Below are 12,647 nucleotides of genomic sequence, written 5' to 3'. Positions count from 1 at the left end.
ACTCTATAAATATACAATATTATAATCATACTTAATTTAAAGAATCGATTTGAGGAGGAACTTATGAAAGTCGCAATTATTGGAGCCACTGGATATGGGGGCATTGAGTTAATTCGTTTATTAGAACAACATCCATATTTTTCTATAGCATCTCTTCATTCTTTTTCACAAGTTGGTGAGTGTATAACAAATGTATATCCGCATCTTCGAAATGTCCTCGTTCATACGTTACAAGAAATTGATGTGGAGACAATAGGGAAAGAAGCAGAAATCGTATTTCTAGCAACACCAGCAGGAGTATCGGCGGAGTTAACTCCCAAGTTATTAGCAGAAGGTTTAAAAGTAATTGACCTATCTGGAGACTTTCGTATGATAGATCCTTCGTCATATGAACTGTGGTATAAAAGGCCAGCAGCGAAAGAAGAAATTCTTAGAAAAGCAGTGTATGGGTTAAGTGAATGGAAAAGGACTGAGATTCAAAAGGCAAATTTAATTGCAAACCCAGGATGTTTTGCTACAGCCACATTGCTAGCGATAGCACCGTTAGTACGTAGTAGCAGGATTGAAGAAGATTCGATTATTATTGACGCGAAATCAGGGGTATCAGGAGCAGGTAAAACACCAACAACAATGACTCATTTTCCTGAGCTATACGATAACTTACACATCTATAAAGTAAACCAGCATCAGCACGTTCCAGAGATTGAGCAAATGCTTACAGAATGGAATAGTGAATTACAGCCAATTACATTTAGCACACATTTAATACCGATATCACGAGGAATCATGATTACACTTTATGCAAAAGTAAAACAAAAGATGGAAATAAAGCAACTTCAAAAATTGTATGAAGAAACGTATGAACAATCGCCTTTCATCCGAATTTGTACGCAAGGGAAATTTCCAAGTCCAAAAGAAGTGAGAGGCTCAAATTATTGTGATATTGGCATAGCTTACGATGAAAGAACAGAAAGAGTTACGGTCGTTTCTGTTATAGACAATATGATGAAAGGCGCGGCTGGGCAAGCGATTCAAAATGCAAACATAATAGCGGGACTAGAAGAGACAACAGGTTTACAACATATGCCGCTTTATCTATAAGGGGGACATGATGATTAAAGTAGCGTCTATTACAAAATTAGAAAATGGTTCAATTGTAACGCCGAAAGGCTTTTCGGCAATTGGTACTGCAAATGGTCTGAAAAAGGAGAAAAAGGATTTAGGGGCAATCGTTTGTGACGTACCAGCATCATGTGCCGCTGTGTATACAACGAATCAAATACAAGCAGCCCCTTTGCAAGTAACGAAGGATAGTATAACGGCAGAAGGGAAGTTACAAGCAATTATCGTTAATAGTGGAAATGCAAATGCTTGTACTGGAATGAAAGGATTACAAGACGCATACGAGATGCGCACATTAGGGGCGGAACATTTTGGATTGAAAGAAAATTACGTTGCAGTAGCTTCAACAGGTGTAATTGGTGTTCCGCTGCCGATGGATATAATCCGAAAGGGAGTTGCAACTCTTATACCGACGAAGGAAGAAAGTGAAGCATATTCTTTTTCTGAAGCAATTTTAACGACGGATCTCATAACGAAAGAAACTTGCTATGAAATGATTATTGATGGGAAGAAAGTGACGATTGCGGGTGTTGCAAAAGGTTCAGGGATGATTCATCCGAATATGGCAACGATGCTTAGTTTTATTACGACAGATGCTCATATAGAGCATGACGTATTGCAAACGGCATTATCCCAAATTACGAATCATACATTTAATCAAATTACGGTAGATGGAGATACTTCTACGAATGATATGGTCATCGTTATGGCAAGTGGATTATCAGAAACAAGGCCGATAAATATGGAACATACAGATTGGGAAACTTTCGTATGTGCTTTACAGAAGGTATGTGAAGATTTAGCAAAAAAAATTGCGCAAGATGGTGAAGGTGCTACGAAGTTAATAGAAGTAAATGTGCTAGGAGCTCAAACGAATGAAGAGGCAAAAAAAATTGCAAAGCAAATAGTCGGTTCGAGTCTTGTGAAAACAGCAATACATGGTGAAGACCCAAACTGGGGACGAATTATTAGCGGTATTGGACAAAGTGAAGTAGCTATTAATCCGAATACAATTGACATTACTCTTCAATCTATATTGGTATTAAAAAATAGTGAGCCTCAAACATTTTCTGAAGAAGAAATGAAAGAGAGATTACAAGAAGATGAAATAGTCATTAATGTGTACTTACACTTAGGAGAAGAGACAGGATCAGCTTGGGGCTGTGACTTAAGCTATGAATATGTGAAAATAAACGCTTGTTATCGTACATAAGGAGAGAGAAGATGAGCGAATATATTGTAGTGAAATGCGGCGGTAGTATGTTGAATCAATTAAAAGCTGTGTTTTTTGAATGTATAAAGAAATTGCAACAGAAGTATAAAGTAGTGATTGTTCATGGTGGTGGGCCAGAAATTGATGCCAAATTAAAAGATTGTAACATCAACGTAGAAAAAAGAGATGGATTACGCGTAACACCAAAAGAAGTTATGGATGTTGTTCAAATGGTGCTATGCGGAAGTACGAATAAAAAACTCGTAATGAATTTACAAAAGCATAATTTACTTGCGGTAGGTTGTTCAGGATGTGACGGCAATTTACTTCAAGTTCAACCTGTCAGTGAAGAGATAGGATATGTGGGGGAAGTAAGTTATGTAGAATCAGCCTTATTAAAAGGATTAATAAATATGGAGTATATTCCTGTTATTGCTCCAATCGGGGTAAATGGTAATGAAGTTTATAACATAAATGCGGACAATGCTGCAGCTGGGATTGCGGCTGCGTTAGGGGCAAAAGAGCTTATTTTTATTACGGATGTAGATGGAATATTACATGAAGGGAATTTGGTAAAGGAAACGGATGAATCTGAAATTGCTACTTTTATAGAAACAGGTGTTATTACAGGTGGGATGATTCCGAAAGTACAGGCGGCACTAGCATCATTAAAAATGGGAGTGCAAAAGATAAGTATTGTGAATGGTACAAAAGATTTTACTGAGGTTACGGGAGAGTGTATTGGAACGACGGTAACGAAAGGTGTGAGTATTGCATGACGAGTCATCTTTTTCAAACGTATGGCAGAAGAACTATTGAGTTTGTAAAGGGAACTGGAACGAAAGTTATTGATAATAACGGTAAGGAATATTTAGATTTCACATCAGGAATTGGCGTATGTAATTTAGGACATTGTCACCCTACTGTTCTCAAAGGTGTACAAGAGCAACTTGATGATATATGGCATATATCTAACCTGTTTACAAACAGCTTGCAAGAAGAAGTTGCGTCATTATTAACAGAAAATAGAGAATTAGATTATGTGTTTTTCTGTAATAGTGGGGCAGAGGCAAATGAAGCGGCTTTAAAGTTAGCGCGTAAGCATACTGGAAAATCTCTCGTCGTAACATGCCAGCAGTCTTTTCACGGTAGAACATTTGGAACGATGAGTGCAACGGGCCAAGATAAGGTAAAAGAAGGATTTGGTCCATTACTTCCATCTTTTTTACATATCCCTTTTAACGATATTAAAGCATTAGAGGAAGTAATGAATGAAGAAGTTGCGGCGGTAATGGTAGAAGTTGTTCAAGGAGAGGGAGGAGTAATACCTGCTGATCTATCTTTTTTGAAAGAGATTGAAACATTATGTAATAAGTTCGGTTCCTTATTTATTATAGACGAAGTACAAACGGGGATAGGAAGAACTGGAACACTATTCGCTTATGAACAAGTGGGAATAGAGCCTGATATCGTTACCGTTGCAAAGGCGCTTGGGAATGGGATTCCTGTCGGAGCGATGATTGGCCGGAAAGAGCTCGGAGCGTCGTTTACTGCAGGATCACACGGTTCAACTTTTGGCGGGAATTACATCGCGATGGCTGCAGCGAAAGAAGTATTGCAAGTAAGTGAAAAACCATCGTTTTTAAAAGAAGTACAAGAAAAAGGCGAGTACGTATTAGAGAAGTTGCAAGAGGAATTACAGCATGTCGAATGTATTCAAAATATACGTGGTAAGGGGCTTATGATTGGGATTGAGTGTAAGCATGAAGTTGCAAGTTTTATAGAACAACTAGAAAACGAAGGACTTCTCGTATTACAAGCAGGTCCTAATGTGATAAGACTATTACCGCCACTCATTGTCACGAATGAAGAGTTAGAACAGGCAGTATATATAATAAAAAAAGTAGTTTGTACAAAAAACGTATCAATCATATAAGGGGGAAGTCTCATGTCAACTGTACAAGTACCGAAATTAAATACGAAAGATCTTTTAACACTAGAAGAATTAACGAAAGAAGAAATTATTTCTTTAATTGAGTTCGCTATATATTTAAAAAAGAATAAGCAAGAGCCTTTATTACAAGGCAAAATATTAGGGCTTATTTTTGATAAGCATTCAACTCGTACTCGTGTATCTTTTGAAGCAGGAATGGTACAGCTCGGGGGACATGGTATGTTTTTAAGTGGGAAAGAGATGCAAATGGGAAGAGGAGAAAGCGTTTCAGATACTGCGAAAGTATTATCGCAGTATATTGACGGGATCATGATACGTACATTCTCACACGCGGATGTAGAAGAGCTTGCAAAAGAATCGAGTATTCCTGTTATTAACGGTTTAACGGATGATCACCATCCTTGTCAAGCATTGGCAGACCTTATGACGATATACGAAGAAATAAATACATTTAAAGGAATAAAATTGGCTTACGTAGGTGACGGAAATAATGTATGTCATTCATTGTTGCTAGCGAGTGCAAAAGTCGGAATGCATATGACTGTGGCAACGCCTGTAGGGTATGAACCGAATGAAGAGATTGTAAAAAAAGCGTTAGCAATTGCCAAGGAAACAGGAGCTGAAATTGAAGTTTTGCATGATCCTGAATTAGCGGTGAATGAAGCAGATTTCATTTATACTGACGTTTGGATGAGCATGGGGCAAGAGGGCGAAGAAGAGAAGTATACTTTATTTCAACCTTACCAAATCAATAACGAACTTGTTAAGCATGCGAAGCAAACATATCGTTTCTTACACTGTTTACCTGCCCATCGTGAAGAAGAAGTAACAGGAGAAATTATAGATGGACCGCAGTCTATCGTCTTTGAGCAAGCTGGTAATCGATTGCATGCTCAAAAAGCGTTATTAGTGAGTTTATTTAAAAATGTAGAAGAGCCTTCCTAAAAGGGAGGTTTTTTTATATTAAAATGTCGGATGTATATTTGGTTAACCATTTCGATATCATTTATAATAAAAGAGAAAACTAAATTTGTTTTTCAGAGTGTGTAAGGACATACTACATATAAAAATATAGTTAAAGAGATGATGAGGGTGAAAACAACTAAGAAAACATATTCGTTTTTCCAGCGGATGTGGAGAATATTAAAGTTTCAATATTATAAGTTGCTTCGATCGCCAGAAGGCGCAAAGAAAGTATCGTTAGGGTTTGCTATAGGATTCGGCTTAGAAATGTTAGTCATTTATACGGCATCGCTCGTATATGTAATATTTTATCCAATCGTCAGGTTAGCAAAGGGATCTTTTCCTGCGGCAGTTATTGGCAATATTATTGGGAAAATATCGTTTCTCCCAGTATTTTTATTTCCGCTTGCGTATGCGCTAGGAAAAATGATTTATCCATTTCATGTACAGAAAATTCATCATGAACCATTTACGATATCGGACTTGTTTTCAAGTCACATTTTTACGATATTAAAGAGCTTATTACAAAGTGAAGTGTATGTATTAATTGGAATGACGATTTTAGGAGTTGTGTTTGGTCTCATTTCATATTTCGTTGTGCATTATTTATACGAAAAGAACCGTAAGTTACGTTTGAAGAAAAGGAAGAAACGAGTGAGAGAACCACTTGTACAATTATAAACAATGTCACATTCATTTTCTCCTTTGAATATGTTTAAGAAAAAGGAGGAGAGGATAATGTATTATTATTACGTACCTCAAGTATATCCATATGTAAATTATTATCCGGTTTATGATACGAGTAGACAATACGAATTATATCGGCAACAACAATTACAGCAATTATCACAAATACCACAATTACCAACACAACAGCCTACACAGGAAAAAAAACCATATTTAACAACATGGCCATATTCCAATGTATACTATGGTAATTATTACGAATCATAAAGCTGCTTCTATTTAGAAGCAGCTTTATACGTTTGTTTTCAAAATTAAATTTTGAATGGTTTGAAGAGAATGAATGAGCTTTTCGCGCTCTTCCTCAGATAATGTTTGGAAATTTTCTTTTAGTTTGTCTAAAATGAATTGCTGATACTGATTTACTAATAATTTCCCTTCAGCTGTTAGGGAAATTAAAATGACCCGTCGATCTTTTTCGCTATAATGACGCTCTATTAGTTCTTCTTGAATAAGTTTGTTTAATAGAGGTGTCATGTTAGGCCGTGAAATCGCTAGCCGCTTGCCGATTTCGGAAACTGCTAATGTGCCGTTTTCATGCAAAAGCAGTAATACTTGTGTATGTGATGGCGGCATATGTCTTTGAGAAGAAAATTCTCCAGGAAGCATAAATTTGCGATAAAAAAGAGGCACTAGCGAAAGAAGATGATCAACAATACGTTCCCACTCGCGTGATTCCATATAAAGGCCCCCTTCCACTATCATTGTAACAAAAAAGACATGTTATAAAAATAGAATTGTTTTATGGTCGCTTTAATATTTGTAGGATAACACTTGCTTTGTAAATGTATTGGCAATAATTGCATAGCCGTTATCATTTGGGTGTACTTGGTCAAATAATAACTCTTTTTTATCATTCGATATTAATTTGCGAATTGGTAAAACGATAGATGGTTGATTTGCTTTGGAAATGGAATAAACAGATTCATTCCAGCCATCTAAAAACATATCTGCATAACTTGCGATGGAGTCATCGAGTTGTAACGGGTTATAGAGTTCTGAGAGAATGAGTAAAGCGTCCGGATTTTGATCTCGAACTGTCTTTACAATACTTTTTATATCCGCTTCAAAATGGGCTTTTTCTTTATTTAACATTTTTATACCATCTATAACACCAACATCACGATTTAAACGAAATAAATTATTTCCTCCAATATTAATTGTAATTATATTTGCTGCTCTAATTTTTTCCTTTACATCTTCTGATTGAACTTTTTTAGCGAGACGATCTGTTGTAAGACCGTTTACCCCAAGGTTTTCTACTGTAATTGGTTTATGAATTTGTGCTTCTATTTGCTTAGAAGCTAATTCAGCAAATCCACCTTGTGTCGATCCATATCCTTTAGCGAGTGAATCACCTAATACAAGATGATAAAAAGATTCGTTTGTTTGCTTATCAATCCAATTTGGGGCAGATGTTTTTTCTGTTTTTTCTTCAGATTCATTTTGTTTTGTCTCGTCGTTCTTTTCAAAATAAGAATAAGAAATGATCAGAAGGAGGAGACAAACAATTGTTAAGATGACTTTTTTCATAAATTCATCCTCCTTGTAATTGGTAATTGTATCATATTCAGCAGTATTAGCAATGTAAGGGCATATTATATGTTTATGAAAAGTTTATAATAACTTTACAGAAAATTTGTTGAAGTTTGTCAAAAAATATTGACGATAGGAAAGAACTTTATATATGATAATGTCAGATAAGGTGAAACTTTAATGAGTGGGAGCTTTATTTCCTATTAATTAATAGTCTTCATCAATCGGGCGTTTAAGGGGACTACTCGTTAGCGCAGGGTGAAATGAAAATTGTGTCTCTAATAGAAGAAAAAAGGTATGTGGTTAGAGACAGATAGGGATTCATTTCATTATTTCTGGTAATTGTATAAGGGGGATTTTTTGTGAAAAAGTCAAAAAAAATGCTAGCTGGAGCAACTCTTGCTATTGGTGTTATAGCGCCGCAAGTATTGCCAGCAACAGCTCATGCGGATGAGCAAACTAGGGAGAGTACAGTTAACTTACGAATTCTAGAAACATCAGATATTCACGTTAACTTAATGAATTACGATTATTATCAAACGAAAACAGATAATAAAGTAGGTCTCGTACAAACTGCAACACTCGTTAATAAAGCACGTGAAGAAGTGAAAAACTCTGTCCTATTTGATGATGGGGATGCATTACAAGGGACACCGCTTGGAGATTATGTAGCAAATAAAATAAAAGATCAGAAGAATCGTGTGGATCCTAGTTATACACACCCATTATATCGTGTAATGAATTTAATGAAGTATGACGTCATCTCTCTTGGGAATCATGAATTTAACTACGGTTTAGATTATTTAAAGAAAGTGACTAGTAAAACAAAAATTCCGGTTATTAACTCGAATGTCTACAGAGATGACCATGATGGTAATGATGAGAATGACGAGCATTACTTTGATAGACCATATCATATTTTAGAGAAAGAAGTAGTGGATGAAGCAGGCCAAAAACAAATAGTGAAAATTGGTGTAATGGGATTTGTTCCACCACAAATTATGAATTGGGATAAAGCGAATTTAGAAGGACAAGTTAAAGCGAAAGATATAGTTGAAACAGCGAAGAAAATGGTACCAAAAATGAAAGCAGAAGGTGCAGATGTTATCGTTGCACTAGCTCATTCCGGTGTTGATAAAAGTGGATACAACGTTGGTATGGAAAACGCGTCGTATTATTTAACAGAGGTTCCTGGCGTAAATGCAGTATTAATGGGACATTCACATACTGAAGTGAAGGATGTATTTAATGGTGTTCCAGTTGTAATGCCGGGTGTTTTTGGTAGTAACTTAGGTATTATTGATATGCAATTGAAAAAGGTAAACGGAAAATGGGAAGTGCAAAAAGATCAGTCTAAGCCGCAACTTCGTCCGATTGCTGATAGTAAAGGTAATCCATTAGTAGAATCTGATCAAAAATTAGTTAATGAAATTAAAGATGAACATGAAAAGACAATCGAATATGTAAATACACATGTAGGTGAAACGAAAGCACCAATTAATAGTTATTTTTCATTAGTACAAGATGATCCTTCCGTACAAATTGTGACAAATGCGCAAAAATGGTATGTAGAACAAGAACTTAAAAAACCAGAATACGAAAAGATTAAAGATATTCCAGTTTTATCTGCAGGAGCACCATTTAAAGCAGGTGGCCGAAACGGTGCGACATATTATACGGATATTCCAGCTGGAACGTTAGCGATTAAAAACGTTGCAGATTTATACGTGTATCCAAATACGTTATATGCTGTAAAAGTAAATGGGGCACAAGTGAAAGAATGGCTTGAAATGTCTGCAGGTCAGTTTAATCAAATTGATCCAAAGAAAACAGAAGAACAGCCGTTAGTAAATATAGGCTATCCTACATATAACTTCGATATTTTAGATGGCTTAAAATACGAAATTGATGTAACACAACCGGCGAAATACGATAAAGATGGAAAAGTTGTAAATGCAAATGCTAATCGTATTGTAAATATGACATATGAAGGTAAGCTAGTAGCTGACAAGCAAGAGTTCATCGTCGCTACAAATAACTATCGTGGAAGTAGCCAAACGTTCCCAGGTGTAAGTAAAGGGGAAGTTGTATACCAATCACAAGATGAAACACGTCAAATCATTGTGAAGTATATGCAAAAAATAAAAGATATTGATCCAGCAGCTGATCAAAATTGGACATTTAAACCGATTGTTGCAGATAAATTAAATACAACATTTGATTCTTCACCAAATGCACAAAAGTATATAAAGAAAGATGGAAAGATTTCATATGTTGGACCATCTGAAAATGAATTTGCGAAATATGCAATTGATATAACGAAGAAAAATGATGATAAAGAAACTGGTGAAGGAAATCCAACGACACCGCCAACAGGTGGTGGAGAAAATCCAACAACACCGCCAACAGGTAATGGAGAAAACCCAACACCACCAACAGAAGAAGGTAATAATGGTAATGAACCAAAACAAGATGGAAACAATACTGGATCTGGACAAACTACAACAGATGATCAAAATACAAAAGAAACAACAACAACTGTAAGTGAAAATAAAGAAGCTGAAAAAGATGAACGTGATTTACCGAAAACAGGTGCAAGTATTGCTTCTACAATTGGAGCTGGTCTTGCGTTTGTTGGAGCGGGATTACTTATGTTATTTAGAAAAAAGAAAGCGAATAGATAGTAGAGAAATATAAAAAGGATTACCAATTTGGTAATCCTTTTTGTTATATTATGAAACTGGTACTGCTTTTTCTTTTTTCCATGAAAGACCGAATCCAGTAAAGCCGACGATAATGGTTACGACTGGACACGCTAAACAGAAGATTGCGTATGGCAGGTAATCGAATGTTGGAACGCTAAGAACGTTTGTTAAGAATACGCCACTTACACCCCATGGTACGAGTGGATTAATTACTGTACCAGCATCTTCTAATACTCGTGATAAATTACGACGTTCTAAACCGACTTCATCGTATTTATTAGCAAATGCTTGTCCTGTTAAAACGATGGATAAGTACTGCTCACCGAGTAAGAAGTTTACACCAATTGCAGTTGAAGCAGTAGAAATAATTAAGCGTGTACTAGTTTTTACGAAGCTAGAGATAATATTCATCAGCTGCGCTATAATACCCATTCCTTGTAATAATCCTCCCATACAAAGAGCTAGAAAAATAAGAGCAATTGACATCATCATACTTTGCAGGCCACCGCGAGATAATAAGCTATCAATATCTTTGATACCAGTTTTAGAAACGTAACCGTCTTGCATAATTTTAATTAAATCAGCTAAAGAAGTGCTAGGTTTAAAAATAAAGAGAATAATAATCCCTACCACAATTCCTGCAAGTAATGTTGGAACTGCGGGTACCTTTTTAAATGCGAATAGGAACAGTAATAAAATAGGAATCAGTGTAACGATAGAAATCGTTGTATTTTTTTCTAATGTGTTAATAAATGCTGAGAAATCAACGTTTCCATCAGATCCGCTTCCTAAAATGAAAAATGCGATAAAAGCAATAATGAAAGCTGGCACTGTTGTCCAAAGCATGTTACGAATATGTTCAAATAAATCTACACCCGTTACAGCAGGCGCTAAGTTTGTTGTATCAGATAAAGGAGACATTTTATCTCCGAAGAATGCACCAGAAATAATTGCACCAGCAATAAGAGCTGGATCGTATCCAAGGGCAGTACCCATTCCCATAAAGGCAAGTCCTACAGTTGCAGCAGTTGTAAAAGCACTACCGATACTCGTTCCAACAATTGCACAAACAACAAAAACAGTTGGAACGAAAATTTTTGGAGATACAAGTTGGAAGCCGTATACCATTAAAGTCGGAATAGTTCCAGCTGCGATCCAAACGCTAATTAATACGCCTACAAGTAAGAAGATAAATATAGATGGAATACCAGCTGAAATACTACTAATCATCCCTTTCTCCATAGTAGACCAAGAGATTCTCTTCAAGAATCCAAATGCTAATAAAAGAACGATACCAAATAAAATTGGGATGTGTGGTGAAACTTCTAATTGAATAACACTAAAACCAATACAGAAAAAGATAAAAATTGTTAAAAGAACAGACTCAATTTTTGAAACCATTGTTTTCCCCTCCTAAGTAATATGAAATAGCTCTTTTTTATATAAAATTCGCCAATATTGTATATTTCCTTCTAAAATTTAGAATTTTGTGACAAATTACCGGTAATTGTTTGTTCTTCTATATGATACGGAAAAGATTGGATAAAAAAACGTCCCTGCATATAATTATGCAGGGACGAAGAAATCGCGGTACCACCCTAGCTTGTGAAATGAATGTATCACAAAATAAAGGGTCATATGATATGCGCTTATAAAATAAAAAACGCCCCTGCAATATATGCAGGGACGAAAAATTCGCGGTACCACCCTAAATTGTGAAACTGTGTCGTTTCACCACTCTTTAGACATAACGGTCTATAACCGTCTTTCACTACTCCTCACGTTTCGTAAAAGAAGCTCCAGGGGGTAATTCATAATTCGCTCTGTACTGGTTCGCACCGACCACCAGCTCTCTGAAATCAGAAATCGAAATACTACTAAATCCTATCAACGCCGATTCATATGATGTTAGTTAAATTTTTATCATATTTTCATCTTACATGTCAATAAAAATATTAAATGTTTTTTTAGGGAAATAAAGGATAATTGTTTTTAACGCTGTAAAAATGTACGTTATAATGAATTTGAAAGGGGGAGGAAAGAGTGAAGAAAAAAATAATTCTTTTTACCACTTTATTAGTTATTGGAGGAAGTGCTGGAATTTACACAGCTTTTGCGGCTGAATCAGAGCAGTTGAAACAAAAGCAAATACAACAGTCAGAAGTGAAGAAAGTAAAAGAAATAGAAGAGAAGAAATCAATGGAAAAAGCAGCAGAAAAACTAGGAGTTTCTACTGAGGGGAAAACAAAAGAAGAGGTTACGAAAGAAGTAAATACCGCTAGATTTGAGAAGCGTCATGATTTATTAATTGAGCACGCTAAGCAACTTGGAATTGATACAGAGGGGAAAAAAGATGAAGAAATTATTTTAGAAATTGGAAAGATACAGCATGGAAAGTAGAACAACTTAT

Annotated in this window: 12 protein-coding genes and 1 other annotated feature; of the genes, 9 read left to right on the top strand and 3 right to left on the bottom strand. The window is 35.8% G+C overall.

Features of this window, described 5'->3' with window-relative positions; genetic code table 11:
* Positions 1 to 63: 63 nt before the first annotated feature.
* The 7 genes from argC to ABWK52_RS14955 all read left to right on the top strand — a co-directional run bounded on the left by argC (position 64) and on the right by ABWK52_RS14955 (position 6,206).
* Entirely contained in the window at positions 64 to 1,101 is a 1,038-nt protein-coding gene (gene argC / locus ABWK52_RS14985; protein ID WP_000861251.1) for an N-acetyl-gamma-glutamyl-phosphate reductase, read from the top strand.
* A 10-nt stretch (positions 1,102 to 1,111) separates the two neighbouring features.
* Positions 1,112 to 2,335, top strand: coding sequence for a bifunctional glutamate N-acetyltransferase/amino-acid acetyltransferase ArgJ (gene argJ / locus ABWK52_RS14980; protein ID WP_141524843.1), 1,224 nt, complete (start codon positions 1,112 to 1,114; stop codon positions 2,333 to 2,335).
* A gap of 11 nt (positions 2,336 to 2,346) precedes the next feature.
* Complete coding sequence (argB, locus tag ABWK52_RS14975; RefSeq protein ID WP_098208221.1) at positions 2,347 to 3,114, top strand: acetylglutamate kinase; 768 nt, start codon at positions 2,347 to 2,349, stop codon at positions 3,112 to 3,114.
* Entirely contained in the window at positions 3,111 to 4,271 is a 1,161-nt protein-coding gene (locus ABWK52_RS14970; RefSeq protein ID WP_000200560.1) for an acetylornithine transaminase, read from the top strand. Before argB ends, ABWK52_RS14970 begins: the two co-directional genes overlap by 4 nt.
* Before the next feature lie 12 nt (positions 4,272 to 4,283).
* Positions 4,284 to 5,234: an ornithine carbamoyltransferase gene (gene argF / locus ABWK52_RS14965; protein ID WP_000108850.1), complete on the top strand. Its 951-nt coding sequence runs from the start codon at positions 4,284 to 4,286 to the stop codon at positions 5,232 to 5,234.
* A 138-nt stretch (positions 5,235 to 5,372) separates the two neighbouring features.
* Entirely contained in the window at positions 5,373 to 5,933 is a 561-nt protein-coding gene (locus tag ABWK52_RS14960) for a DUF2062 domain-containing protein (RefSeq protein WP_002005691.1), read from the top strand.
* A 57-nt stretch (positions 5,934 to 5,990) separates the two neighbouring features.
* Positions 5,991 to 6,206 carry a hypothetical protein gene (locus tag ABWK52_RS14955; protein ID WP_000291957.1) on the top strand — a complete coding sequence of 72 codons (216 nt, stop codon included), beginning with the start codon at positions 5,991 to 5,993 and terminating at the stop codon, positions 6,204 to 6,206.
* Positions 6,207 to 6,230: 24 nt separating this feature from the next.
* On the opposite strand, the gene ABWK52_RS14950 is transcribed toward ABWK52_RS14955, so the two are convergent.
* Positions 6,231 to 6,677, bottom strand: coding sequence for a MarR family winged helix-turn-helix transcriptional regulator (locus ABWK52_RS14950; RefSeq protein WP_000445819.1), 447 nt, complete (start codon positions 6,675 to 6,677; stop codon positions 6,231 to 6,233).
* Between the two features lie 72 nt (positions 6,678 to 6,749).
* A complete protein-coding gene (locus tag ABWK52_RS14945) occupies positions 6,750 to 7,529 on the bottom strand; it encodes a GDSL-type esterase/lipase family protein (protein WP_000755850.1) in 780 nt (259 codons plus the stop codon).
* 365 nt (positions 7,530 to 7,894) lie between these two features.
* On the opposite strand from ABWK52_RS14945, the gene cpdB reads away from it, so the two are divergent.
* On the top strand, positions 7,895 to 10,216 hold the full coding sequence (gene cpdB, locus ABWK52_RS14940) for a bifunctional 2',3'-cyclic-nucleotide 2'-phosphodiesterase/3'-nucleotidase (protein WP_000748617.1): 2,322 nt from the start codon (positions 7,895 to 7,897) through the stop codon (positions 10,214 to 10,216).
* 48 nt (positions 10,217 to 10,264) lie between these two features.
* On the opposite strand, the gene nhaC is transcribed toward cpdB, so the two are convergent.
* Complete coding sequence (gene nhaC / locus ABWK52_RS14935) at positions 10,265 to 11,638, bottom strand: Na+/H+ antiporter NhaC (protein ID WP_000253735.1); 1,374 nt, start codon at positions 11,636 to 11,638, stop codon at positions 10,265 to 10,267.
* A gap of 278 nt (positions 11,639 to 11,916) precedes the next feature.
* Positions 11,917 to 12,137, bottom strand: a binding site (T-box leader).
* A 143-nt stretch (positions 12,138 to 12,280) separates the two neighbouring features.
* Here nhaC and ABWK52_RS14930 point away from each other — a divergent pair.
* A complete protein-coding gene (locus ABWK52_RS14930; protein WP_000726902.1) occupies positions 12,281 to 12,637 on the top strand; it encodes a hypothetical protein in 357 nt (118 codons plus the stop codon).
* Positions 12,638 to 12,647: the final 10 nt, after the last annotated feature.

Origin of the sequence: Bacillus sp. AP50, from assembly GCF_040492675.1 — a bacterium.
GTDB classification, from domain to species: Bacteria; Bacillota; Bacilli; order Bacillales; family Bacillaceae_G; genus Bacillus_A; species Bacillus_A cereus.
This window is presented reverse-complemented; position numbering and strand designations above follow the sequence as displayed.